The organism is Leifsonia sp. KNZ13-11D (assembly GCF_056754895.1).
Genome location: NZ_JBPGWU010000001.1, coordinates 3,494,082 through 3,518,195, shown reverse-complemented (window position 1 = coordinate 3,518,195; position 24,114 = coordinate 3,494,082). Strand labels below are relative to the sequence as shown.

General features: G+C 63.6%; 24 protein-coding genes. 15 read left to right on the top strand and 9 right to left on the bottom strand.

From position 1 onward, the window contains the following. Positions 1-49: 49 nt before the first annotated feature. Together ACR9Y5_RS17215 and ACR9Y5_RS17210 are read right to left on the bottom strand one after the other, a co-directional pair. A complete protein-coding gene (locus ACR9Y5_RS17215; protein ID WP_481299108.1) occupies positions 50-1,057 on the bottom strand; it encodes an aldo/keto reductase in 1,008 nt (335 codons plus the stop codon). Continuing rightward, the gene (locus tag ACR9Y5_RS17210) at positions 1,042-1,395 is read right to left on the bottom strand and encodes an L-rhamnose mutarotase (protein WP_481299107.1); all 354 of its coding nucleotides are present in this window, start codon (positions 1,393-1,395) and stop codon (positions 1,042-1,044) included. Before ACR9Y5_RS17210 ends, ACR9Y5_RS17215 begins: the two co-directional genes overlap by 16 nt. 175 nt (positions 1,396-1,570) lie before the next feature. On the opposite strand from ACR9Y5_RS17210, the gene ACR9Y5_RS17205 reads away from it, so the two are divergent. From ACR9Y5_RS17205 to ACR9Y5_RS17160, 10 genes are all read left to right on the top strand, one after another. After that, positions 1,571-2,332, top strand: coding sequence for a FadR/GntR family transcriptional regulator (locus ACR9Y5_RS17205; RefSeq protein WP_481299106.1), 762 nt, complete (start codon positions 1,571-1,573; stop codon positions 2,330-2,332). Between the two features lie 234 nt (positions 2,333-2,566). Beyond that, on the top strand, positions 2,567-3,664 hold the full coding sequence (locus ACR9Y5_RS17200) for an enolase C-terminal domain-like protein (protein ID WP_481299105.1): 1,098 nt from the start codon (positions 2,567-2,569) through the stop codon (positions 3,662-3,664). Positions 3,665-3,764: 100 nt separating this feature from the next. Next, positions 3,765-5,087 (top strand): ABC transporter substrate-binding protein, encoded by a 1,323-nt coding sequence (locus ACR9Y5_RS17195; RefSeq protein ID WP_481299104.1) that lies wholly within the window; start codon positions 3,765-3,767, stop codon positions 5,085-5,087. 20 nt (positions 5,088-5,107) lie between these two features. Next, positions 5,108-6,022, top strand: a complete 915-nt coding sequence (locus tag ACR9Y5_RS17190) for a carbohydrate ABC transporter permease (protein ID WP_481299103.1) — start codon at positions 5,108-5,110, stop codon at positions 6,020-6,022. Continuing rightward, complete coding sequence (locus ACR9Y5_RS17185) at positions 6,019-6,954, top strand: carbohydrate ABC transporter permease (RefSeq protein WP_481299102.1); 936 nt, start codon at positions 6,019-6,021, stop codon at positions 6,952-6,954. Before ACR9Y5_RS17190 ends, ACR9Y5_RS17185 begins: the two co-directional genes overlap by 4 nt. Beyond that, on the top strand, positions 6,951-7,784 hold the full coding sequence (locus ACR9Y5_RS17180; RefSeq protein ID WP_481299101.1) for an amidohydrolase family protein: 834 nt from the start codon (positions 6,951-6,953) through the stop codon (positions 7,782-7,784). Before ACR9Y5_RS17185 ends, ACR9Y5_RS17180 begins: the two co-directional genes overlap by 4 nt. After that, the gene (locus tag ACR9Y5_RS17175) at positions 7,781-8,635 is read left to right on the top strand and encodes a fumarylacetoacetate hydrolase family protein (RefSeq protein WP_481299100.1); all 855 of its coding nucleotides are present in this window, start codon (positions 7,781-7,783) and stop codon (positions 8,633-8,635) included. The genes ACR9Y5_RS17180 and ACR9Y5_RS17175 overlap by 4 nt, the downstream gene beginning before the upstream one ends. A gap of 45 nt (positions 8,636-8,680) precedes the next feature. Beyond that, the gene (locus tag ACR9Y5_RS17170; protein WP_481299099.1) at positions 8,681-9,421 is read left to right on the top strand and encodes an SDR family NAD(P)-dependent oxidoreductase; all 741 of its coding nucleotides are present in this window, start codon (positions 8,681-8,683) and stop codon (positions 9,419-9,421) included. A gap of 22 nt (positions 9,422-9,443) precedes the next feature. Next, the gene (locus tag ACR9Y5_RS17165) at positions 9,444-11,222 is read left to right on the top strand and encodes a class I mannose-6-phosphate isomerase (protein ID WP_481299098.1); all 1,779 of its coding nucleotides are present in this window, start codon (positions 9,444-9,446) and stop codon (positions 11,220-11,222) included. A gap of 11 nt (positions 11,223-11,233) precedes the next feature. Next, positions 11,234-12,118 carry an ROK family protein gene (locus tag ACR9Y5_RS17160; RefSeq protein WP_481299097.1) on the top strand — a complete coding sequence of 295 codons (885 nt, stop codon included), beginning with the start codon at positions 11,234-11,236 and terminating at the stop codon, positions 12,116-12,118. Between the two features lie 4 nt (positions 12,119-12,122). Here ACR9Y5_RS17160 and ACR9Y5_RS17155 read toward each other — a convergent pair whose 3' ends face one another. The 4 genes from ACR9Y5_RS17155 to ACR9Y5_RS17140 form a co-directional block, all read right to left on the bottom strand. Further along, positions 12,123-13,373 carry an alpha-hydroxy acid oxidase gene (locus ACR9Y5_RS17155; protein ID WP_481299096.1) on the bottom strand — a complete coding sequence of 417 codons (1,251 nt, stop codon included), beginning with the start codon at positions 13,371-13,373 and terminating at the stop codon, positions 12,123-12,125. Beyond that, positions 13,367-14,143, bottom strand: a complete 777-nt coding sequence (locus ACR9Y5_RS17150) for a FadR/GntR family transcriptional regulator (RefSeq protein ID WP_481299095.1) — start codon at positions 14,141-14,143, stop codon at positions 13,367-13,369. Before ACR9Y5_RS17150 ends, ACR9Y5_RS17155 begins: the two co-directional genes overlap by 7 nt. Positions 14,144-14,204: 61 nt before the next feature. Next, positions 14,205-15,065, bottom strand: coding sequence for an amidohydrolase family protein (locus ACR9Y5_RS17145; RefSeq protein ID WP_481299094.1), 861 nt, complete (start codon positions 15,063-15,065; stop codon positions 14,205-14,207). A gap of 1 nt (position 15,066) precedes the next feature. Then, positions 15,067-15,354, bottom strand: a complete 288-nt coding sequence (locus tag ACR9Y5_RS17140) for a hypothetical protein (protein WP_481299612.1) — start codon at positions 15,352-15,354, stop codon at positions 15,067-15,069. Here ACR9Y5_RS17140 and ACR9Y5_RS17135 point away from each other — a divergent pair. After that, on the top strand, positions 15,270-15,512 hold the full coding sequence (locus tag ACR9Y5_RS17135) for a sensor histidine kinase (protein WP_481299093.1): 243 nt from the start codon (positions 15,270-15,272) through the stop codon (positions 15,510-15,512). The genes ACR9Y5_RS17140 and ACR9Y5_RS17135 overlap by 85 nt on opposite strands. 27 nt (positions 15,513-15,539) lie before the next feature. Here the strand turns inward: ACR9Y5_RS17135 and ACR9Y5_RS17130 are convergent, their stop codons facing one another. Together ACR9Y5_RS17130 and ACR9Y5_RS17125 are read right to left on the bottom strand one after the other, a co-directional pair. Beyond that, on the bottom strand, positions 15,540-16,544 hold the full coding sequence (locus tag ACR9Y5_RS17130) for a LacI family DNA-binding transcriptional regulator (protein ID WP_481299092.1): 1,005 nt from the start codon (positions 16,542-16,544) through the stop codon (positions 15,540-15,542). Between the two features lie 116 nt (positions 16,545-16,660). Beyond that, positions 16,661-17,884, bottom strand: a complete 1,224-nt coding sequence (locus ACR9Y5_RS17125) for a hypothetical protein (protein WP_481299091.1) — start codon at positions 17,882-17,884, stop codon at positions 16,661-16,663. Positions 17,885-18,160: 276 nt separating this feature from the next. Between ACR9Y5_RS17125 and ACR9Y5_RS17120 the strand changes: the two genes are divergently transcribed. From ACR9Y5_RS17120 to ACR9Y5_RS17105, 4 genes are all read left to right on the top strand, one after another. Continuing rightward, positions 18,161-19,459, top strand: coding sequence for an ABC transporter substrate-binding protein (locus ACR9Y5_RS17120; protein ID WP_481299090.1), 1,299 nt, complete (start codon positions 18,161-18,163; stop codon positions 19,457-19,459). A gap of 222 nt (positions 19,460-19,681) precedes the next feature. Continuing rightward, positions 19,682-20,521 carry a carbohydrate ABC transporter permease gene (locus ACR9Y5_RS17115; protein ID WP_481299089.1) on the top strand — a complete coding sequence of 280 codons (840 nt, stop codon included), beginning with the start codon at positions 19,682-19,684 and terminating at the stop codon, positions 20,519-20,521. Next, positions 20,514-21,362, top strand: a complete 849-nt coding sequence (locus tag ACR9Y5_RS17110) for a carbohydrate ABC transporter permease (RefSeq protein ID WP_481299088.1) — start codon at positions 20,514-20,516, stop codon at positions 21,360-21,362. Before ACR9Y5_RS17115 ends, ACR9Y5_RS17110 begins: the two co-directional genes overlap by 8 nt. Positions 21,363-21,377: 15 nt before the next feature. Continuing rightward, on the top strand, positions 21,378-23,504 hold the full coding sequence (locus ACR9Y5_RS17105; RefSeq protein ID WP_481299087.1) for an alpha-amylase family protein: 2,127 nt from the start codon (positions 21,378-21,380) through the stop codon (positions 23,502-23,504). Between the two features lie 74 nt (positions 23,505-23,578). On the opposite strand, the gene ACR9Y5_RS17100 is transcribed toward ACR9Y5_RS17105, so the two are convergent. Further along, positions 23,579-23,863, bottom strand: coding sequence for a DoxX family protein (locus tag ACR9Y5_RS17100; protein ID WP_481299086.1), 285 nt, complete (start codon positions 23,861-23,863; stop codon positions 23,579-23,581). Between the last annotated feature and the right edge of the window lie 251 nt (positions 23,864-24,114).

Genomic DNA, 24,114 nt, shown 5'->3' with positions numbered 1-24,114 from the left:
GGGCCGGGCCGAGCCGGGGCAAGGCGAGCCATGCCGAGCGAAGGCGAAGCTAAACGCGGATGTGCGTTGATTCCAGGATTGGAGTGAGCTTTTCCCAAGGGAGCAGGCCGGCGGCACCCACGGCGCACCAGAACTCATGCGGCGGAGGGGAACTGGCAAGAGTTAGGTCCTCAAATAACTCCGCCGAAGTAGCGGCTCCAACCGTGATGGCGGCGATAGCCGGATGAGAGGCGCTATATGCCAGTGCTGCAGCCGGAAGAGTCGACCTGTGGGCACGAGCCAACTGAGCAAGCTTTCGAGTTCGCTCCAACAGTTCGGGTGCTGCTGCGCTGTATTCGTAGCTCCCGGCCTCTGTCGGTTCGGGCGAGGCGAGGATGCCGCTATTGAAAACTCCCGCATTCAGGACCGAGACGCCTCGAACTTGACACAGTGGTAGGAGCACGTCATCAGCGTCCTGATTCAGGAGCGTATATCGCCCCGCGGCCATGACCACGTCAACGTGGAGCTCGCGTACTATCCGGGCAAGCGCGTCGAGGTCCCGGGTTCCTGCGCCGATTGCTCCCACCAGGCCCTGCTCACGCATTCGGACAAGAGCCGTTCCGGCTTCGCCGATCGCCTGGTCCAGGCGATCGGTGGGGTCATGGAGGAGAAGGACGTCGACGCGGTCGAGCTGCAGGCGCTCGAGGCTCGCCTCCAGGGTTCGCTTGACGCCATCCGCGGTGAAGTCCCACGCGCGGGTGTACGCGGCCGGCACGTCGAATCCCTCATCGTCACGCCCATATGGGACTTCTTCGTTGGGTAGCAGGCGACGACCCACCTTGGTGCTGATGACGAATGAATCCCGGGGCTTGGTTGCCAGGAATCGTCCCAGTCGTCGCTCCGAAAGACCCAATCCGTAATGAGGCGCAGTGTCAAACCACCGCACCCCTGCCTCCCAGGCGTCATGGAGGAGTTGTTCCGCCGCTTCGTCACTGATTGCCTTGTAGAGGTTCCCTAGCGGAGCGCACCCCAGGCCGAACGGGCCCAAGGCAAGGCGAGAGGCTATCGAGTCGGCCACGAAAAGTCCCAGATCAGTGTTCCGCGTTCCTCGTTCGCGTCGGGCTCTTCCCCGTCCGCGAGGTACGGCGCGACTTGTCGCTGCCAGGCAACATTGACTGGGTTCTGGTCGAGTTCGACGTTTAGTCGAGATCTATCCTGCGCCTGGACCACATGAGTCAGAACGTCTCTCCGATGATAGATGCTCCATTTGAGGACTCCGGCGGCGCGCATCACGGAATCGAGCTCTTTTGGAATCGCGCGGTGAAACTCCACGTATGCCGCGCTAACTCCCGGATTGGGTCGGAGCCGGGTGCGAAAGACGAACGGCTCATCAGCCTCGGTTGCCTGATGTGTCACGTCTATTCCCTCTTTTCTGGCCAAGGCGCGCGCTCAGTGTACCAAGACTCGGACTTATCCGGGCGAAATCGTGCAAATCGGCGTCAATCCGGCCCAAAAGTCCGAATAGATTGCATTTACCGCGTGGTGTGTCATACTTATGCAGGTTGCTCTTCACCCGACCAAAGGAGGCGCTGTGGCGAGCGAAGCAAAGGTGGCCGAAATCGCCGCAGATGGTGAGGGCGATCGCTACCGCCCCGGATACGAACTCCTCGCGGAGCGGCTGCTCCATCACATTGCGGAGCAGAACCTTCGACCCGGCGACCGTCTGCCAACCGAGCAGGGTCTGGCCGAGATTTTTGATGCCACTCGCAATGTGACTCGAGAAGCGGTCAAGGTTCTCGCCGCGATCGGCCGTTTAAGTGTTCGCAAGGGCGCCGGCATATTCGTGGCAGCGCCGCCGAACAGCTTCGGCGCGGAGGAGTTCATCCACTTCCAGCCGACTGACTTGGACCAAGTCCTGATGCTGCTCGATTTCCGACGGCTCATTGAGAATGAGACCACCCGCCGAGCAGCAACGCTTGCAACCCCCGTACACGTTCGAGCGCTGCGCGAAGCGGCGGCGGAGTCCGAACGGGCGGCTGACGTGGCGGAGGTGTTCGCTCGCGCAGACGAAGCCTTCCACACTGCGGTAGCTATCGCCGCCCAGAACGTGTTCCTTCAGGCGAGCGTCGCCGACTGGCGGCGTTACGCATCACAAATTGACATCCTCCTGTTTCACGGAAACGCGCCAGGGTCGCTGGAGGTCGCCGGCCGTCAACACGTCGCGATTGCCGAAGCGATCGCGTTGGGGGACGCCGATCGAGCTGTCCATCTGATGTCCCAGCACATCGACACAACACAGGAGCAATTCGAGCGCAAGATCCGCGACAGGATCTTCACACTCAGTCGCGCATAAATCCTCGAGACAAGGAAATTCGATGCTGAAGTTTCCGCGATCCAGCCATGCCGGAAGCAGTCTTGGCCGTCGCGCACCAGGCGCCGCTGCCGCTACCGATGCAGTGGCGCACCAGGCCGTTTCTGCGCTCACTCGGGCCGGTGGTGCCACAGCGCCGCAGGCGCCGACGGTTCCCTATGTCCCGATCTACTGCAGCTTCTGAGCAGCGCGACCACCAACGATGAGAAAGACACCATGAAGATCACGCACGTCGAATCCATCCGGGTTCATGTTCCCGCCGCCAATCCGCCGTTCAAATGGCGTAATGGCCTTGCCGGCAGTGCACCAGCCGGCGATGGAGCTGTGCTGCGTATCGGGACAGACGAGGGAGCGGAAGGCGTTGCGTTCTTTTCCCGTCCTGGCGCAGCTGTAATGCTCGATGATCTCGTCGAGCGGGTGTTTCGGCCGGAACTGATTGGCCAGGATCCGCTGCAGCGCGAGTGGCTCTGGCATCGGATCTGGGAGCTCGACCGTATCCACGAGCTTCCCCTGCCGACTCTGGGCCTCGTTGACATTGCGCTCTGGGACCTGGCCGGCCGCATGGCCGGGCGCCCCACCTGGCAGGTGCTCGGCGGGTACCGCACCAGTATCCCCGCCTACGCGTCCACCTCCACGTTCTCCAGCATCGAGGAGTTCCTCGACGTCGCGGACCAGAGCCTTGCTTTGGGCTACCGCGGCATCAAGCTGCACGCGTGGGGCGACGCCCGCCGTGACGCTGAGCTTTCGATCGCACTTCGCGAGCATGTCGGCGACAACATTCCACTGATGTACGACGGGTCGGCAGGTTTCGACCTGCCCGACTCGATTTATCTTGGGCGGGCTCTCTCGGACGCTGGCTACCTCTGGTATGAGGAGCCGATGCGGGAATTCAGCGTGACGGCTTACGCACGGCTAGCTCAGGCGGTGGACGTCCCCCTCCTCGTCGCTGAAACCTCCGACGGCGCCCACATGAACTCTGCAGACTTCATCGCAGCAGGCGCAGCCACGTTCGGTGTACGTGCCAGCACCACGCTGCGTGGGGGCATCACGGGTGCTATGCGCACCGCTCATCTGGCCGACGCCTACCGTCTCCGCGCGGAGGTACACGGCTCCGATATCCCGAACCACCACCTGTGCATGGCAATTCCGAACACCACGTACTACGAGTCGCTCGTCACCTCAGCCCATGTGGTGCGCGAACGCTATGTGGACGAGGGCGGACTTGTCCATGCGCCTACCGAGCCCGGCATCGCTTTGCCGATCGGGCTCGACTACCCGGCGGCCCTCCACCCGTACATCGGGGAGGCCGCTTGAGTCCGCGCTCACACCACCCAATCACCCCTTCCCCGAAAGCACCAAGAAAGGCAAGACAATGAAGTCGCCCCGACTTTATCGCCGGACCCGCCACGCTGCAGTGGCAACCCTCGCCCTCGCAACCGCAGGCGTCCTCGCCGCCCTCACCGGCTGCGCGAGCGCCGATCAATCCGCATCCGGCGGCTCCTCCAGCTTCAAGCCGGAGGCGCAGGACAATAGCTCCACCATCACGGTATGGGCCGACTCCACCCGGCTCCCCGCCGTGCAGGCCTACCAGAAGTCCCACCCCGACGCGAAGCTGAAGATCGTGACCTACGACGGCAGCGCTGACGGCTCCACGTATCTGCAGACCAAGGTGCAGCTGTTCGACCGCACCGGCAAGGGCTGGCCGGATGTCGTCTTCGGCTCGCCGACCGACGTGACCTGGGCGTCCGAGCCGACCAGCCCGTCCGCGAAGCCCTACGCGGCCCCGCTGGACGAAGGCCTGGTGAAGAAGTCCACCCTCGACAACTTCGCCAAGGGCTCCCTGGCGCCGTGTGAGTTCAATGGGCACACTTACTGCCTGCGCAACGACATCGCGCAGGTGGTGCTCTGGTACAACAAGACGCTCATGGACCAGTGGGGCTACCAGGTCCCGACCACCTGGGAGCAGTACGAGGCCCTCGGTGAGAAGGTAGCCCAGGAGCACCCCGGCTACATCGTCGGCGCCGTCGGTGATACCAACTCGCAGGAGAGCTACTTCTGGTCGAGCCAGTGCCCAGCGCAGCAGTTGCAGAGTGACGGCACCCTCCGTGTCGACCTGCAGGCCAAGGAGTGCACGCGCATGGCGACGCTGCTGGACAACCTGATCAAGGTCAAGGCGGTCAGTACGCAGGGCTTCTTCAGCCAGGGCTTCGATGGTAGCAAGGTCCTCATGGCCAACGGTCCGTCCTGGTATGGCCAGTACCTGTTCAACTCGGCGTTCAAGACCCCTAAGGGGCAGATCGCCGCCGCGAACCCGATGACCTGGCAGGGTGAGTCGACCGCCTACACCGGCAACGTCGGCGGCGGTGTGTGGATGGTCTCCTCGCACAGCAAGAACCTGAAGGCGTCGACCGACCTGGCCGAGTGGCTGACCACCTCGGACGCCAACCTGAAGTCTGCGCCCACCTACCCGGCCTACGTGCCCGGTGCTGAGGCGTGGCTGGCGAACCCGGACAATGCGTCCTACTTCGCCGACGACATTAGCGGCCCGTTCAAGAAGGCCGCCGATGAGGTGTGGACCGGATGGTCGAACACCAAGTTCAGCGACGCGACCAGCTGGTCCAGTGTCGTTCTGCCAGCGCTGACGGCCGGTAAGACCCTCACCGAAACGCTGCCCGCCTGGCAGACCGCGATCGTCAACGAAGCCAAGTCGGTGGGTTACAAGGTCACCACGAAATGACAGTCCTCGAAAACGAGCGTGTGGCAGCGCTCGAAAACGCCAAGCCGGTCCGTCGTCGCGCATCGCGGCGCCGGGCCGGCCTGGCCGGCTACCTCTTCGTCTCCGGCTACACGATCCTGCTGATCGCCTTCGGGATCGTCCCGACCGGGTACGCGATCTACCTCGCCTTTACCAATGACCGGGGCCAGTTCACCGGGCTTGGTCAGTTCATCAAGGTCGTCAACGACTACCGGTTCATCCCGGCATTCGAGAATATTCTGACCTACCTGGTGATGTGGCTGATCCTCGTCATCGTCCTGACGACACTCGTCGCCGTGATTCTGCGCAGCCGGATGCGACCGGGACTCGCCGGGATCTTCCGGTTCCTGTATTACATCCCGGGCGCGCTCGCCGGAGTCGCCAGCGTTCTGGTCTGGCTGTTCATGCTGGATCCTGCAGTGAGCCCCGCCTCGGGGCTCCTGCACGCGCTCGGGCTGCAGAACTTCGCGCAGGTCCTCCAACCGGAGAACCTGCCCGTCATCCTGGTGCTGATCGCATTCTGGACCGGCGCCGGCGGCTGGATCGTCGTCATGTACGGCGCGCTCAACAACATTCCGGACGAAGTGCTGGAGGCCGCACGCGTCGACGGCGCGGGCCCCTGGCAGTCGGCGTGGCACATCCAGATCCCGATGATCCGCAAGTGGATCGTCTACCAGTCCATCCTCGCGTTCGCCGCTGGCACCCAGCTCTTCGTGGAGCCACAGCTGCTTCAAACGGCGAGCCTCGGACGCGTCAGCCCGACCTGGTCTCCCAACCAGCTCGCGTATGTGTACGCGTTCCAGCACGGCGACTTCAATGGTGCCGCCGCCATCTCGATCTTCCTGCTCGCCCTCGGCCTGATAGTCGCCGCCATCTTGGTGACCCGGTCCGGCCTGTTCAAACTGGACAACGAATGACCACCACCCTCGGCAACCGCACCCCGGCGTCTCGGAAGCCTGCCTCTCAAGCACCGACCCGTCGCGTCTCCCGGTTCCTCTCAATTGGCATCGTCATACTGATCTTGGCGCTGCTGCTGATCTTCTTCGTGCTCCCGGCGATCTGGCTGATCCTCGCGCCGACCAAGACCGCGGGCCAACTCGTCCACGACTTCCCGCTCTCCTTCGGATCGTTCGGGCAGTTGGGCGCGGCCTGGCAACACCTCACTAGCTTCCAGAACGGCGCGATCTTCCAGTGGCTCGGTAACTCCGCGATCTACTCCATCGGGTCGCTGATCCTGACGCTGGTCACCAGTGTCCCGGCCGGCTACGCGCTTGCCCTCACCGAGTTCAAGGGCCGCAAGACGCTGCTGACCATCACGCTCGTGGTGATGATCATGCCGTCCGCCGCGCTCGTGCTGCCGACCTTCCTCGAGCTGAACCTGTTCGGACTGATCGGGACGATCTGGTCGATCATCCTCCCCTTCTCGTTCTTCCCCTTCGGCGTCTATCTCGTCTACATCTACTTCGCCACCAGCCTTCCGCGGGACCTTCTGTCCGCGGCGCGGATCGACGGTTGCAACGAGTGGCAGGTGTTTTGGCGGATCGCGATGCCGCTGGCGAAGCCGGTGGTGGGCCTGATCGCGTTCTTCAGCTTCGTCAACAACTGGAACAACTTCTTCCTGCCGTACCTCGTGCTTCCGAGCAGCGACCAGTTCCCGATCCAGGTCGGGCTCAACCAGCTGCTCTCTTCGACCCCGTCGTTCAACCCGGTCGCCGGCAAGGGTCTGAACATCACGAGCCCCGAGCTTGCCTTGGCGATCATCATCGCGATCCTGCCGGTGCTTGTCCTTTTCCTGTTCTCACAGAGGGCCCTCGTGTCCGGGATGCTGGCGGGCGCGACGAAGGAATGAGCTCCGCGCCGCTGGTGGATACTCACGTCCACGTCTGGGATCCGCGGGTCCTCGGCTACCCCTGGCTGGCGGGTGAACGCAGCCTGAACCGGCCGGTGCACCCGCACGAGATCAACCGCTCGGCCCACCCGACAGGGATGATATTCGTCCAGGCGGCCGCCGCCCCGTCTCAGGCACTCGCCGAGGTCGAATGGGTGCTCAGCCAGCACTGGCCGGAGCTCGTCGGTATCGTCGCCGACGTTCGGTTGGGCGCACCCGATCTATCCACGCTCCTAGGGGCATACAGCGTGGTGCCGAAAGTGATCGGCGTCCGTCACATCCTCCAGGACCTTGGTCCCGGTCGCATCGACACTGCCGCTAACTCCGCTGGACTGGCCCGGGTGGGCGCGGCAGGTCTGGTGTTCGATGCGACGGTCCGTGCTGATCAGCTGGACGAGCTGGCGGCCATGCACGCCCGCACCCCGGAGGTCTCCGTGGTGCTCGACCACCTGGGAAACCCCCCGGTAGCGTCCGGTTTCGCCTCCCGCTTCTCGCGCTCGTGGCTCGAGGGCATCCGCGAGATCGCGGCCCAACCGACGGCAACTGTGAAACTTTCGGGCGTTCCTTGGAACGACCAGAGCCGACCATTTTTCGAGGCGGCGCTCGACACATTCGGCGTCGAGCGGTCGATGCTCGGCAGTGACTTCCCGGTTACCGATCCCGGGGAGCGGCGGTGGGACGAGGTGGCGGACATCCTCGTGCCCACCGCCGAAAACCGATCGGTCCTCCGCTGGCGAACGGCCTCCCGAACCTACGGACTCCTTCCGTCACTAGAAAGGACATTCTCGTGAAACTTCTCCGCGTCGGGGAACCCGGCCATGAGGCACCGGCCGTGCTCGTCAACGGGCACCGTTACGACCTCAGCGGGATAACCCACGACCTAGATCGCGACTTCTTCGCCAACGGTGGCCTGGACCTCGTCCGCGCGCGCATCGAGGAAGGGACCGACCGTCTACCCGTGCTGCCCGACGAGGCCCGCCTTGGTTCGCCCATTGCCCGACCGGGTCAGGTGTGGTGTGTCGGCGTCAACTACAGCGACCATGCGAAGGAGTCCGGCCTTGAAGTGCCGGCCGAGCCGCTGATCTTCGGTAAGGCCGCCCACAGCGTCATCGGACCCGACGACGATGTCTTCATCCCTCGCGGCAGTACGAAGACCGATTGGGAGGTCGAACTCGGCGTCGTCATCGGGCGGACCGCCCGATACCTAGGCATGGATGAAAATCCGCTCGACTACGTGGCGGGCGTCACCATCTCTCACGACATCTCCGAGCGCGAGTGGCAGCTCGAGCATGTCGGCCAATGGATTAAGGGGAAGTCGTTCGAACGCTTCAACCCGACAGGCCCGTGGCTGGTAACCCTCGATGAGACGGGACCGCTCGACGACCTCCGGCTTGAACTCGACATCAACGGAGTCCGCACGCAGGACGGCACCACCGGCGACATGGTCTTCGGGGTGGCAGACATCGTCCGTTACATCAGTCAGTTCACTGTGCTCGAGCCCGGCGACCTGATCAACACGGGAACACCCGCCGGTGTCGGCCTCGGTCAGCAGCCCCCGCGCTACCTCGCGGATGGCGACGAGGTGGCCTTGCGGATCACCGGACTCGGCGAACAGCGGCAGCGTTTTATCCCAGCGCCGTGAGCCCTTCCCGACAGAACACCATTTCCCGCTGAATAGGAGACATCGATGGATCTGACCGGATTGACTGCCCTGGTGACCGGGGCGGCTAGTGGAATTGGCGCTGAGGTCGTCGAACAGATGCGCGCCGTGGGCGCGACGGTCGTCGGGCTGGACAGAGCCGCGCCAGAGGACGCCACCGACTTCCTCACCGCGGACGTCACCGACCGGGCAGCTGTCACTTCGGCGCTACAGGGCCGCTTCGAAGGCCGAACACTCGACATCCTCGTCAACTGCGCCGGGATCGGCGCCACCGGCACTATCGCCGACAATGACGACGCCGAATGGCACCGGGTGCTGGACGTAAACGTCGTCGGAATCGCGAGGGTCACTGCCGCGGCCTTGCCGTATCTCGAGCACTCCACGAACGCGGCTATCGTGAACGTCAGTTCCATCGCAGCCTGGTCCGGGTTGCCGCAGCGCGCCCTTTACAGCGCCTCCAAGGGAGCGGTTCAGGCGCTCACGCTGGCCACGGCAGCCGACTTCGCGGGACGAATCCGTGTGAACTGCGTCTGCCCGGGCACCGTCGACACGCCCTGGGTTGGCAGGCTCCTTGGAGCCTCGAGCGATTCCGCGCAGGAACGTGCGCGGCTCGAGGCGCGCCAGCCGATGGGCCGCCTTGCCACGGCTGCTGAAGTCGCCGCATCGATTCTCTATTTGGCATCGCCGTCGTCCTCCTTCACAACCGGAACAGCTCTCGCTGTCGACGGCGGAATGTTTGGACTCCGGCTCCCTGCTCGCACAGTCTGAAACGGCAGAACCAAAAGAACCAATGAGCGACGCAACCGCCACACCAAGCACTTACGACAAGGCCCCCGCCACCCGGCTACCAGGACACGACATCTGGGTCGAAACTCAAGCATGGGCCCACATCGGCAGGGCAGCGGAAGGCACCGCTGAAAACCCCGTTGTCGTCATAGATACTTATCCGGGTGTGCACGTCGACGCGGTCGTGCGGGAGATCGCACTCGCATACCCCGCCGCGCGGGTGATCGACATCGAGCGGGCCGCTGCGAGACCGGGTCAAGAGATCGACGAACTGATCCGCGGCTCACTCACGGACGACCGCGTTTTCGGGATCATGAACCATCTCCCGCTTAGCGCTTTCTATGACGCCGGCAAGGTGCACGCGTTGCAAGACGAGGTTGGACTAAGAGTGGGGCCGATCGTCCTCGTGGGCTGGGGCGCCTCCCTCATCTGGCAGGACCCCGAGGTGCTCGTGCTGGCGGACTTGACGCGATGGGAGATCCAACAGCGCCAGAGAAAAGGTGCCACCAACTGGCGGTCAAACAACGGTGACGAGGACAACTTGCGCAAATACAAGCGCGGATTCTTCGTCGAATGGCGTGTCGCCGACCAACACAAGCGAACCCTTCTCGACCGCATCGATTTCCTGCTCGACACAAACACGTCGGAAGCAGGTGCGAAATTGATCACCGGCGAGACGTTCCGAGAAGGGCTTCGCTCCACCGCCCAGCAACCATTCCGCGTCGTTCCATTCTTCGATCCCGGCGTCTGGGGCGGTCAATGGATGAAACGAATGTGCGGACTGGATAGCGAAGCGGCGAACTACGCGTGGTGTTTCGATTGCGTGCCCGAGGAGAACAGCCTCCTCCTTGATATCGACGGCGAAACTGTCGAAATCCCAGCGTTAGACGTGGTCTTCGCCCATCCGCGCGAGCTGCTCGGCCAGCTCACGTTCGCGCGATTCGGTGCAGAGTTCCCGATCCGCTTCGACTTCCTGGACACGATGCAGGGTGGCAACCTGTCGCTTCAGGTGCACCCGCTGACGGACTACATCCAGAACATGTTCGGCATGCACTACACCCAGGACGAGAGCTATTACATGCTCGACGCCGCACCCGACGCTAAGGTCTACCTGGGTTTGAAGTCGGGAATCAGCGCGGCGGAAATGGAGAAGGATCTTCGACGTGCCGCGGCCGGCGAGCTCTCGTTCCCGGCGACGGAATACGTCAATGAGTTCCCGGCGCGCAAGCATGACCATTTCCTCATTCCTGCGGGGACCGTCCACTGCAGCGGAGCGGATTCCATGGTTCTGGAGATATCGGCGACGCCGTTCATCTTCACGTTCAAGATGTGGGACTGGGACCGCCTCGGGCTCGACGGGAAGCCCCGTCCGATCCATCTCGACCACGCGCTGAGCAACATCCAATGGGACCGCACGACAGAGTGGACGCAAGCCAACCTCGTCGACCAGGTGACCGAAATCGCGGCCGGCGACGGCTGGGTTGAAGAGCGCACGGGACTGCACGAATTGGAGTTCATCGAAACTCGACGTCACTGGTTCACGGGACCGGTCGAGCACGACACGAATGGCACGGTGAACGTGCTCAACTTGGTGGAGGGCGCTGAGGCCTGGGTGGAGAGTCCAACCGACGCCTTCGCCCCGTTCATCGTTCACTATGCTGAAACCTTCATCGTCCCGGCGCAGGTCGGCCGCTACATCCTGAAGCCGACGGAGCGATCAAAGGGTTCACGGCTCGGGACGATCAAAGCGTGGGTGCGAGGCACAGAAGTCGCTGCCAAATGATATCGACCACTGTGCCGGTCCTCGAGATCGGCGGCAGCCATGTCACTTCCGCCCTCGTCCAGCTCGAATCTGACCGTGGGCGTGGGCGTGTGCTGTCGCAGCAGCGAGAGTCTGTGACAGCTTCGGCGTCGGCGGAGCAGCTCGTCAGCCAATTCGCTCACGCGGCCGAATGGCTGGAGGTCGATGCCTCCTGCGACTGGGCGGTGGCCATCCCCGGGCCGTTCGACTATGAACGAGGGATCGGCCGTTTTCGAGGTGTGGCCAAATTCGAGTCGCTCAATGGATTCGATCTGGCCGCCGCTTTGCACGCTCGATTGCGCCCCGAGGTCGCCAGCATCGTGTTCATAAACGACGCGGCGGCGTTCGCGCTGGGGGAGTGCGTCTACGGCGCCGGTCAGCGCTTCAAGCGAGTGATCGGCCTCACGCTCGGGACAGGCATCGGTTCCGCATTCGTCTCTGACCGGATCGTCGTCACGGACGGTGAAGGCGTGCCTGAAGGGGGATGGATCTACACGCTCCCCCATGGAGACGGAATCATCGACGACGTAGTCTCGACCCGTGGGATCAGAGGAGCCTTCCGCCGGGCGACCGGCCAAGACGAGGCCGTGCACGAGATTGCGATCGCGGCGAGGTACGGCGATGTTGACGCAACCCGCGTCTTCGTCGAAGCGATGCGGGCGCTAGCCGATGTCTTGACACCGATCGCCGATCGGTTCGCGGCCGATGCGGTGATCGTCGGCGGATCGATCGCAAAGTCCTGGCCGTTGACCGGCGGACTGCTATCGAGCTTCATGGCACCCCTGGGCGTGGAAGTGGTGCAGTCGAGCCTTGGAGACGCTGGTGCCCTTCTAGGCGCTGCCTCCCGGGCCAGGGGTGCCGCCGCTCGGCAACGCTGACGCCTCAGACGTGTGTCTCCTCCCGTCGCAACGGCTGAAGGCGGGTGAGCTGGGTGACGTGGGCGGGGGTGAGTTCTGCGAGCGACTGCACCTGGAGCAGTTTCATGGTGCGCACGATCTGGTCGGTGAGGATTTGGATGGTGCGGTCGACGCCTTCGCGGCCGCCGGCCATAAGCCCGTAGAGGTAGGCGCGGCCGATCAACGTGAACTTGGCGCCGAGCGCGTACGCGGCGATGATGTCGGCGCCGTTCATGATGCCGGTGTCGATCGCGACCTCAGTGTGGTGTCCCACCTCCCGGGCCACATCCGGGAGCAGGTGGAAGGGGATCGGGGCGCGGTCCAGCTGGCGTCCGCCATGGTTGGAGAGCACGATGCCGTCCACCCCGTGGTCGACCAGCGTGCGGGCGTCGTCGAGGTTCTGGACGCCCTTGATGACGAGCTTGCCTGGCCACAGCGCCCGGATCTCGGCGAGGTCGTCGTAGTCGATCGACGGATCCATCGCCGCGTTGAGCAGGTCGCCCACGGTTCCGCCGGTCGCCGACAGCGACGCGAACTCCAGCTTCGGGGTGGTCAGGAAGTCGTACCACCACCACGGACGCGGGATGGCATTCACGATCGTGCCGAGGGTGAGCTGCGGCGGGATGGAGAACCCGTTGCGCTTGTCCCGCAACCGCGCACCGGCGACCGGGGTGTCGACCGTGAAGAAGAGGGTGTCGAACCCGCCAGCGGCGGCCCGCTCCACCAGCCCGTAGCTGATCTCCTTCTGCCGCATCACGTACAGCTGGAACCAGTTTCTGCCGTGCGGGTTCGCCGCCTTCACCCCCTCGATGGAGGTGGTGCCGAGGGTGGAGAGGGTGAAGGGGATGCCCGCAGCTCCGGCCGCCCCCGCCCCGGCCGTCTCACCCTCGGTCTGCATCAATCGGGTGAAACCGGTCGGCGCGATCCCGAACGGCAGAGCCGACGGGCCACCCCAGATCTCGCATGACGTGTCCACGGTCGACACGTCATGCAGGATCGAGGGGTGGAACTCCACATCCTGGAACGCTTGCCGTGCCCGCACCAACGACAGCTCGCCCTCGGCCGCACCTTCGGTGTAGTCGAACGCCGCCTTCGGCGTCCGCCGCTTGGCGATCCGCGCCAGATCCTCGATCGTCAGCGCCGACTCCAGCCGCCGCTTCTTCGGATTCAGCTCGGGCTTCTTGAACTGCATCAGCTCCAGCAGTTCGGCGAGCTTGGGGAATTGACGGGTCACCATGGAGACTCCTCACGGGATTCGCGGATAGGTGCGCTGAGCGCGGCATCGCGGTAGTAGCCGCTGATGTGGTCGTGGATGGAGCGGCGTGCGGCCGGGGCGTCGCCGTCGAGGATGGCGGCGACGACGGAGCGGTGCTCGGCGCGGAGGCGGGCGGCCATGCCGTCCCAGTCGGAGAGCCCGGAACCGGCGGCGAGGACGTAATCCTCGATCGACGTGCGCAGCCCGGCCATCATTGCGGCCACGACGGTGTTGCCCGACTCCTCCGCGAGCTGGAGGTGGAACTGCGCATCGAGCGCGAGGAACTCCGCTCGGGTGAGGGTCGTCTCGTCCATCGCACCGAGGAGCTGATCGGCTGCGGAGAGGTCGACGTGGCCGGAGCGCTCCGCGAGCTCGGTGGCGACCGCGGTCTCCAGGAGCAGACGGGTGCTGAGCACGTCGGCGACCGGGAACCCGTGGGCTGCGACTTGCAGGCGCATGAGGGCCTGCATCCCGCCGAAGGGGCGCGCGACGATGATGGCTCCGGAGGTCGGGCCCGAGCCCACGTGCGTTCGGACGAGACCCATCGCTTCGAGCACGCGGATCGCCTCGCGGACGCTCGATCGGGCGACACCGAGCTCAGCGGCGAGCGAGCGCTCTGGCATCAGGTGGTCACCGGGGCGGAGGTCGCCGGTCACAAGCTGAGCTTCAATATGCCGCAGTACGGTTTCCCATGCTTTCGGCTCCGCGGTCAAAAGCGCGCCTCCTGTGGTCGGACCATATGGTCTGACCACAGTATCACGCCCGTCCCACTGTGGGTCGGTGCCTGGATCCGGGTTTCGACGGCGACGATTCTCAGCGGGAGCCGCTACGCAGTCGGTATGCACTCTCGGCAGAGCCCATCAGCACGGCTTCGCGCTCGTCGAGCGAGAGGCCGGCGAGCAGCGCAGTCGTCGTGCGCCACGTTGCAGCGTAATCGCCCGCCAAAGTCGAGACTGGCCAGTCGCCACCGTAGAGGGTGCGTGCCGGACCGAATGTGTCGAGCGCATGCTCCGCGAACGGGCGCAGCCGTGCCGAGGCGGAGCCGCCGCCGAGCGTCGTTAGGCCGGAAAGCTTGACATAGACGTTCGGGCGGCGGCTCAACTCGGTGAGCAGCCCGGCCCAGACCTTTCCGTCGGGCGAGCCCACCGGCGGTGTCCCGAGGTGGTCGATCACCAGCTGCAGCGACGGCAGCGCATCCGCCAGTTCGATCGCGCGCCGCAGATGCCGAGGAAGGACGCCGATAACGTCGAATGACCATTCCCGCCTGGCGAGCAGACCGAGCGACTCACGGACGGGCGGCCGGCCCAGCCAGTCGGGATCCGGCTCGTCGTGGATGAGGTGGCGGATGCCGACAAACTCCGGCCGCAACGACCACTCGTCGAGCTGCCGCGCGGCGGCAGTAGGGTTCATAAGGTCGACCCATGCGACAACACCCGCGACCGACGGAGAGCTGGCGGCGGAAGCCGTGGCTTCGGCCACCGCGAACATCGCGGCGGAGTCCTCCAGTGAGTTCGCTGCCTGGACGAGGATGACGCGGTCGATGCCAGCCGACTCCAGGTTGGGGCGTATCTCGGCGAAGCCGAAAGTGCGGTTAAGCTGCGCCGGCGCATCGCTCAACCACGGGTAGGCGACGCGCTCGACATCCCAGAGGTGCAGGTGAGCGTCGACCGTCATCTCAGCCTGCCAGGTCGAAACGGACCAGCGTCGGACCCGCCACCCCGGGCATCGGCAATTCGAGCGTCATTTCCTCGCCGTCGCGGGTCACCGCGATGCCGCGGCCGTCTGCGAGGCGCGCGCTCGCTGCATCGAGCAGGCTCGACGCGGGGATCCGAACCGCCCCGATGGCATCGATGAACGCGTTAGCTGTGTCTCCTGTGCGTGGACGAGGGTGGTGGAATTCCCGAGGAACACCGGGACAAAGTCTTTGAAGCCGGATGGCGCGGCACAGCTGCAAGGTCGCCACGCTCCGGTGTCGTTTCGGGTGGTGCCGGTCTCGGGCTGGCGATCGTGCAGGGCATCGTGAGCGCGCACAACGGCGATGTCACTGTGCAGAACTCTGGGGCAGGCTGCTGCTTTGAGGTGAAGCTGCCACGGTTCCAGCAGGTCATGGCGGCAGGCTAGTAGGCGCCTGGGAGCGTTCATGAGCTCCTACCCGCCACTTATGCGAAGTACGGAGTCTCTTTCGACGAGTTCGGGCTCGAAGAGCACTGTCGTGACCTGATCGCTTGTCGATGTCGCAGCCATCAGTTCGGCGGCTCGCTTTCCAAGCGCATAGGGCTGTTGCCGGATCGTGGTTAGCGAGGGTGACAACAGGGACGCGAAGTAGCTGTCGTCGAAGCCGACCAGGGAGAAGTCGCGTGGTACGTGAATGCCGCGCTGCGAGAACTGCTTGAGCATTCCCAGAGCGACGAGGTCGTTGACGCAGAAGATCGCCGTGGGTTTCTGGGCGAGATTGAGAAGTTCGTCCGTGGCCGGCTCCGCGCTGTGAGCAGTCATCGCTTCGATCGGGATCTCAATGATGACCTCGTCCGGATCCGACCCGGATCCGGCGACGCCGGCGCGAAGGCCCGCGAGGCGTTCGGCGCACCACGGTATGCTGTGCGGTCCGTTCACGAATGCGATTCGGCGGTGACCATTCTCGATCAAGTGTGAGGCGACCAGCTGGGCCCCGTGGAAGTGGTTCTCTTTGACCGAGTTGTAGCTGCCGTCGGCGCTGGCCTGGTCGAGCAGAACGATCTTGGTTCCGCGGCGGGCGAGGTTGCGGATGGTGGGGGAGTCCGCATGGACGGACGATACGAGGACGCCTTCCACTCGATGCTCCTCGAAGAGCCCGAGAAGTCTGCGTTCCTTGTCTTCGCGCTCATCGGAAGAACCCAGCAGTAGTGAATAGTGCAGATCGCTGGCGGCAGCCTCAATGCCGCGCGTGACTTCAGCCCAGAACGGATTGCCGAGGTCGAGGACGACAACGCCGAGAGCACGGGAGCTGCCCTTTCGAAGACCCCGAGCGAAAGAGTTCACGACGAAGCCTCGTTCGTGGATGACGCGTTCAATGCGCTGTCGAGTCGCCGGGGCGACGAGCTCGGGGTTGTTGAGTACGTTCGAGACCGTCGCTTGCGAGACGCCGGCGGCGGCGGCGATGTCACGTGACGTCACCCTCACAGGTTCAGGAGCATCCCAGTTCGCATCCCCTGCGTGATCGCTGCTGGAGCTCACCGGCTCCCCCCTGCCCGTTGATTCCTAATCACTGGTGAATCTCTCCTGGTACGTACTCATGCTCGTCCGAAGTCGGCTCTTCCTAAGGAGGATACCCACCGTGGTATCGAGGGCGAGTCCGGGTTGATGTCCGGTCCGAAGAACTTGATGATGACTAGGTCGTCGGGGCCCGTGTTCACGTACTCGAGGGCCGTGACCGCCCGATCATGGATGATCAGCAGTTCATCCTTACCCGGACAGCCACCCTCGACCGCGACACCACCGACGGTGCCACGTCCGCTCCACGCCAGGAGACTGAATACACCGCGTTCAGTGGAGGTGTAGCGAGCCCCCGGCGCGAGGGTGAGTCGCTTGCCGGAAAACTTCGTCGAGCCGTACAGGATCCAGGCTTCCTCGAACCCATCGCCGGAGGCGATCGTCCGGGGTGTGATGTGGTGGTTCTCGTAGAAGAACGGGTCGAGATTGGTCGCCCAGTCGATCCACTCCAAAAGCGCCCTTTCCCCCTTGTTCGCCTTGTCGTCGTCGGCGACGTCCTTGTACAGCAGGTCTTTCCGGACGGGTCTGCCATCGTTCACCCCTTGCAGCATGGCGAGCGTGTCCGAGTCCTCTTGGAGTTCGATGGTGAGCGCTGTGCCTGGAGCATGCAGCGTCCCGGAGGGGACGAAGAATCCCCCTTCCGCGACGTTGAGATAGGCGCGTGAGTAGCTCAATACGTGATCGGAATTCCAGCGCCCCCACTCTTCGACGAGCAGTTCGGCGGCGACATCGACGGTGAGGCCGGGGTGCAGCCCCATGAAACTCTCCGGGTGCGGACCGTATGGCACCCCCGGGGGGAAGTAGCACGCCTCATCCTTGGAGTTGCGCCCGACCCGCTCGGCGATGGCTTTCGGGGGATGGATGTGGAAAGGGATTCGCGACTGAAAATCGTAGATCTTGGCGAGGCGCCCGAGACCGTTGTGGTCGGCTGCATAGGCGTCCCCCATGATGAGCTGGGGGGCGGCCGCGATCGCGTCGCTCAGAAGGATGGTCTTGTCGGGAGCGACACGGATCGAGCTGATCCCTTCGTCAGCTGGACCCGTCACATTGTCGGCCCGGGTCGTGGATGCAAGCCAGCGCTCGGAGATCATGCCGCGTTCGCCCGCGTCGTACTCTTCATCCGGAAGGCCCATGCGCTTTCCACCCGCGATCCAGTCGCGGGCTACGAGAGCAGCATCCAGCGGGAGGATGCCGTCGGTCTTCTCGATGAGATGCACCAGTAGTGCGTGAACATCGTCGTTCATGTGTTTCTCCTTGTCGAACGCGGCGAAGGTGGCGGCGCGTACCGTTCCGGGGAGTTCGCGACCCTGCGAGGGTCACTAAACCCTTCGAGTGCCATGAAGACTACCGAACTTGAGACCATTTTGATACGTATTTACTCAATTCTCTTGATACGTAACGATTGCGGTGCTAGCGTCCTGCCAATGTAGGAGTCAGAGGCCCGGCAGAGCGCTCTGAATCTGGCATTCATCCAAAGAAGGAGTTCGCTCATGCAACGTCGCACGAGAAGGATTGCGATCGTGATCGCGGCCACAGCTCCACTGATCGCGCTGAGCGGCTGCTCCCCGTCCGGCAGTGGAAGCGCCGACAGTGGGGGCAAGGTGACGATCACGATGGTCGGCGACTCGGCCCCGGCCAACGTCACCACCCAGAAGAACATCATCGCGCTGTTCGAAAAAGCGCATCCGAACATCACCGTCAAATTCGAGCCGGCCACCGGGGCGAACGCGGAACAAGGGTCCATCGTCCGGCTGGGCCAGGGCGACAAGACTCTCGACGTCGCGACCACTGAAGTCGGCTATGAGTATCAGTGGTACAAGCAGGGTTGGATACAGTCGCTTACCCCTTACATCAACAGTGCTGCGCAGGCGAAGGTCGATCCGCATCTCATCAAGAACGAGACCTTCGACGGTCAGCTGCTGGCCATCCCGATGGACAACTCGACGATGTACCTGGCCGTCAATCAGGACTTGCTCAAGCAGGCGGGTGTGACCGGGCCGCCGACCCTGAAGAAGGACGGCCTCAACGCGACGACGAGCGGTGTGTGGACCTGGGAGCAAGTGCTCGCGGCGGCCACGAAGGTACACGCTGCCACGGGACAGACGGGCATTCTGTTCCCTGCCGACGAGACCTGGCCGGACGTTCCGATGGCTCAGCAACTGGGCGGCGAGGCGAGCAGTCCCGACGGGCTAAAGGTGAAGGGTTACCTCGACCAGAAGCCGTGGGTCGAGCTGATGGAGAAGTGGAAGGCGTTCTTCGCCAACGACGTTTCTCAGATCACCAATCCCACTTGGACCAATGACCAGTTCGAGGCAGGCAAGTCCGCGTTCGCTCTGACGCACATCGGTGCATACAACGTGTGTGCGCAGGCGAAGTTCACCTGCGACGCTGCCGCGGAGCCTTCATTCCAAGGCGGGAAGAAGATCGTGCAATCGACAGGGATCGCCTGGGCCCTCAATTCGAAGTCGCAACACCCCAAGGAAGCCGGCGAGTTCCTCAACTTCGCTCTGACGAACCCTGCGGCGCAGTCGGCGCTGATCAACGGCGACTACTTCGCCGCCATTCCGATCTTGAAGACGCAGATCGCCGCTATGAGCACGGACCCGAAGTACAAGGACTTCCCGATGTCGGTGAAGGTGCTCGGTTCGTGGCAGGAGCAGCACTGGCCGGAGAAGATGATGGTGAGCCCGGCAAACGCAACTGAATTCACTGCGATCTCCGACGCACTGAAGGACGTTAGGGTCGGTGCCGCGACTCCGGAGCAAGCTGTGCAGAAGATGACGGAGACCACGGACCGCGCGCTCCAGCAGTTCCAGTGATGGTCGGGGTGTAGCCCGCCGGTCTCCGGGCTGCACCCCGACGATTCACGACCGCGTGCGCTCAGTCCAACGACACAGGAGTTGTATTCGATGGCAAGCCAGGTTCTGGGACCTCCTCACACTTCTCAGCGGGCGTCAGGCCGACGCCTGAAGGCGGACCGCCGATGGGCGCCGCGTCTTTCGGACAACGGGCCGCGACTTCGCTTCCCAGCGACTCCCTATTTGCTGATCCTGCCTGTGGGGCTTTTTCTGGCCGTCTTCACGCTCCTGCCGTTCCTCTGGGCGGTGCTGATCAGTGTGCAGCCACCGCTTCAGGCATCGTCGGGGTCGATCACGACGCTATCGATTGCGAACTTCCGCGAGATTTTCACCGACCCGGATACGCTGAACTCGCTCCTGGTGACCATCCTGTATGCGGCCATCACAACGATCGCCATCATCGCCGCGAGCGTGGCGACCGCCCTCGCGCTGAAGACGGTTCGTCGGGGCTCGAGCCTCTATCAGCTCGTGCTGATCATCCCGCTCACCCTGGCGCCGCCGGTGGTGGTCATCCTCTGGCAGGCGCTCTTCGATCCGTCGACCGGCGCGGTGGACGGCGTTCTTGTTCCGCTCGGCATACCGCGACAGGGCTTCTACGAAAGTACAGGGCAAGCCCTCCTGGTGGTGGCGGCGATGGCGGTGTGGTCCAACTCCGGATTCTGGACCCTGGTATTCCTCTCCAACCTCCGCACATTCAGCACTGAGATCTTCGAGGCGGCAGAAGTCGACGGGTCGGGCCCCATCCGCACATTCCTGTCGATCACCCTGCCGCTTCTTCGCCGGACACTGCTTCTGGCCAGCGTTGTGCTCTCCACGGCGGGCCTCGTCGTATTCATCCCGGCGCAACTCCTCACGGACGGTGGCCCGGGAAACGCGACCAATTTCATGATGTATCAGGCCGCGCAGGATGTCCTCCGGTTCGGTCAGCCGGGCAACGCCAACGCGATCGTGGTCGTACTACTCGTTCTCATTGGCATCGTCGCGGCGATCCAGTTCCGATTGATGAGGCAGGAAGATGCGTAGGCGCCCCTCACAGGCTGTTGCTCACGGCTGGCTCATCCTCGTCGTCCTGATCTACGTGATCCCGATTGTTCTCATGATCGTCACCTCATTGCGGAGCCCGTCAGGCGGGGGTGTCTTCCGGGACTGGAGCCCGTTCAGCTTCAAAGCGTTCATCCCTTACTCTCCCGATATCGACGGCTACCGACAGCTCTTCGCCGCCGGATCACAGTTCCCGCAGGCCCTGCTCAACACCTTGATCGTGTGCGCAATCACTCTCGTCGTCGGCACGGCGGTCAACCTGCTAGCGGGGTTCACGTTCGCCTATTTCCAATTCCCTGGCTCCCGGGTGCTCTTCGCCCTGCTTCTCATCACTTTCATGGTGCCGTTCGAGGCGATCGTCATCCCGATCCTCTCGATCATGCAGAACTTCAACCTCGTCGACACCCTCGCCGCGGTCATCCTGCCCACCATCGCCAACGGCTTCCTCGTGTTCATGTTCCGCCAGTTCTACCGGGGCATACCCAAGGACCTCCGAGAGGCGGCGATGATCGATGGTGCGAACCTCTGGACCATCATCTGGCGCATCTACATCCCGCTTTCCAGGCCGCTGATGGTCACCTCCGCGATCGTGCTCTTCATCACGCAGTGGCAGGCGCTCTTCCTTCCGCTCGTCGTGCTGCGAACCCCGAGCAATTGGGTCCTCCAACTCGCGCTGTCGTCCCTCCAAGGCACGATCCAGCTTCCGAGCTGGGGGCCGGTGCTCGCCGCGGCGACGATCACCCTCCTCATCCCATTGATCCTTGTCGCACCGTTCATGCGCTACTTCAGGTTGTCGCTGCTGGACGGATCCACCCGCGGCTGAATAGGAGTAACGAACGTGCCGTTCGAACGTGGCGTCTACGCTCAAGGCTGGTTTCCTCGCAGCCACAACTATCACCCGAGCCTGCCTCCCCGACGGCTGAAGATGGCAGAGGACTTCGAGGAGTACCGAGCGACTCTCATCACGTGGCCCTCGCTCGGCGGTGGACCGATTTCTCTGGCGTACCTCGAAGACGAAGCGTTCGCGCCGTTGCCGGCCCGCTACCGCCAATACGGTTTCCTCAAGGACAGTGAGTTCCTCGACGAGTGCCGCAAGCGAGGAGTCAAAGCGTTCAGTGTGATCTTCTCCACACAGGGGTGGGAGTTCCCGGTCGAGTTGAACGACGCGGAGGACGAGATCCTCGCCATGAACGAGCTCAGGGGAGTCGGCAAGCGCGGCTGGCTGGGCCTGCGTGAGTTCACGCAGAATCGCTACCCGAAGATCTGGGCGCCGTTCGAGAAGTACTTCCCCGACGGCCTCATCAACTCGCGAGGCGAACCGGTCACCGACCTCTTCGAAGAGTGCGTGTCCCGTGACATCCACGGACGCCCGCACCACGCGGATTGGCTCGAGGTGCCGTTGCGCGAGCACGTTTGTCACTTCATGGACATCAACAATCCGGTGTGGCGGGAGTACCTCAAGGCCATCGTCCGCATCCACGTCGACGCCGGTGTGGACGGCATCCAGTTCGATGAGCCCGACAGCCCGCTCGGTGCCCTGAACTACGGCGGGTCGTTCAGCTACGACAATGTGGAGGGATTCCGCCGCTATCTCGAGGACCTTCCTGCGCAACGCGTTCCTGAAAGTGTGGGCGACCTCCTGACGTTCCACTACGGCGAATGGCTGCTCGCGCGCGGAGTGGAACGGGTCAACCTGAAGGCCGAAGGCGATGAGGGCGTCCTGGCACGGCTCTATGTCCGCTACCTCCAGGGGCGCCAGGCAGCGAACTTCACCGAACTGGCTGCGTACGCCCGAGAATATGCAGCGTCGCAGGGCCGAGAAGTGCTCATCTCATCCAATCTGTACAACGGCGCGACATGGCACGACCCGCTCGCTCACGAGGTCGACGTTCTTGTGCCGGAACAGGAGCACACCCTCTACGAACAGCCGGCATGGATGCGCTATATCGCCGCTTTCGGCGGTGACAAGCCTGTATGCATCAGTACCAATCCGTACGGCGGCGTCCTCCCCGAGCTGCTCCCGCGCCTGAACCGGGGACGCGACATCGACCGCTTTCGCGTCATGCATTACGAAGCCGCCGCGATGGGGGTGAACATGTCCGTGCAATACGGCGCCTGGATGGGCAGCGTGATCCAAGATGCCGTCTGGGCTCCGCACGAGGAGACGGTCGAAATGCAGAACTTCCTCGCCGACAACGAGCGCCTCTTCGCCAGACGCACGCACAACAGCACTCTCGTCGTCTACTCCGTCGACAGCAACTTCATCGAGAATGTCTGGCAGATGCTGGGCGGCGGCGACCGCAAACCGAAATACCCGGACGTGGGTGAGACCGGCAGCCAAGCCCTGCCATTCGAGAAGGCCGCTCACTCCATCGCTATCAGTTGCCGGCCATTCGACGTCGCCGTATTCCACGACGGCGTCCACCGGGCCGACGATGCCGACGTCGGCATGCTCCAGCAGTACGAACGAGTCGTGCTCCCCGGATGTAGCTCGCTCACGCGCCGACAGATTGAGGCGATCGAGAGCTACCTCGCTAGCGGCGGGCACGTGACAGTTGTCGGCGAACTCGGCGGACGCGACGGCAGCTCGGACCTTGACGCCATAAGGTCGCACGAGAACACAATCATGGCCGACGGCTACGACGCGGACCAGCTCGTGCCCGGTGAGCCGCAGCTCCGACTTGACGGCTTGGCGCGAGGTGCCGCCAACATCCAAGCGCCAGAAGGCTTAGCTGCCGTTCACATCATCAACTACGACTACGACAACGAGGTTGGGATGACGCGCCCGGCTGTCGACGTCACCCTCAGGGTTCGTCTGACCTTCCCGCCCGCTTCTGCATCGATCCACGCTCCAGGGTCCGATCCCATTCAGGTGCTGACACAGAGCGAGGGCGAGGCCACAATCGTGACGATCCCAAAGATCGGTGTGTATGCGATCGTCGAATTCGCGGCTCAACCGTTCTGAAGGCTCCTCGCGGGCCTTTCAGGCGGACGGGGTCGATCATTCAGTGGTGCCGAGACGCCGCATGCTTGGCGCCATCACATGAGAAGACCAAGTGCGGCAGTGGCAGCCGCCAGCAACACGAGGACAATCTGAAGGACCGGCGACTCACGCCGCCGAACGTGGACCACGACAGCCCCCAGCATGAGAACTACGAGACCGAGCGCGGAGACAACGCTTAGCCAGTGAGCGACTCCGAGAACCCTCGGTAGAACAAGTCCCCAAGCGCCAAGGATCTCGAGCCAGCCGATGATCTTTACGCTCGGCGTGCTGAAATCTTCCACCCAGCCCATTCCTGATGTCGCCGACTTCTGTTTCGGCACAACCTACTTTTTCGACCAGACTTGAGAGTATCTGGCGGAGTACCGAGACGGAGGGTGCGAGCGGCGACAGCTACACCATAGGAATTAGAGCCTCCGGATTAGTCGACGACGAACCTGTTCGATACGCCGTGGTGCTCTCTGGCTCAGCGAGACCAACGACAATGTACGCCTGCAGGCGTCGAACGCCAGGTCCGAGGCGGATGCCCAGTAGGTGCCGTGACGGGGGACATCGACATGCCGGGTGACATGTC

Coding starts and splice junctions, on each gene's coding strand:
- ACR9Y5_RS17200 (WP_481299105.1), top strand. CDS start 2,567: ATGAAGATCACGCACGTCGAATCCATCCGGGTTCATGTTCCCGCCGCC.
- ACR9Y5_RS17170 (WP_481299099.1), top strand. CDS start 8,681: ATGGATCTGACCGGATTGACTGCCCTGGTGACCGGGGCGGCTAGTGGA.
- ACR9Y5_RS17145 (WP_481299094.1), bottom strand. CDS start 15,065: ATGACGGTCGACGCTCACCTGCACCTCTGGGATGTCGAGCGCGTCGCC.
- ACR9Y5_RS17110 (WP_481299088.1), top strand. CDS start 20,514: ATGCGTAGGCGCCCCTCACAGGCTGTTGCTCACGGCTGGCTCATCCTC.
- ACR9Y5_RS17185 (WP_481299102.1), top strand. CDS start 6,019: ATGACCACCACCCTCGGCAACCGCACCCCGGCGTCTCGGAAGCCTGCC.
- ACR9Y5_RS17125 (WP_481299091.1), bottom strand. CDS start 17,884: ATGAACGACGATGTTCACGCACTACTGGTGCATCTCATCGAGAAGACC.
- ACR9Y5_RS17165 (WP_481299098.1), top strand. CDS start 9,444: ATGAGCGACGCAACCGCCACACCAAGCACTTACGACAAGGCCCCCGCC.
- ACR9Y5_RS17180 (WP_481299101.1), top strand. CDS start 6,951: ATGAGCTCCGCGCCGCTGGTGGATACTCACGTCCACGTCTGGGATCCG.
- ACR9Y5_RS17155 (WP_481299096.1), bottom strand. CDS start 13,373: ATGGTGACCCGTCAATTCCCCAAGCTCGCCGAACTGCTGGAGCTGATG.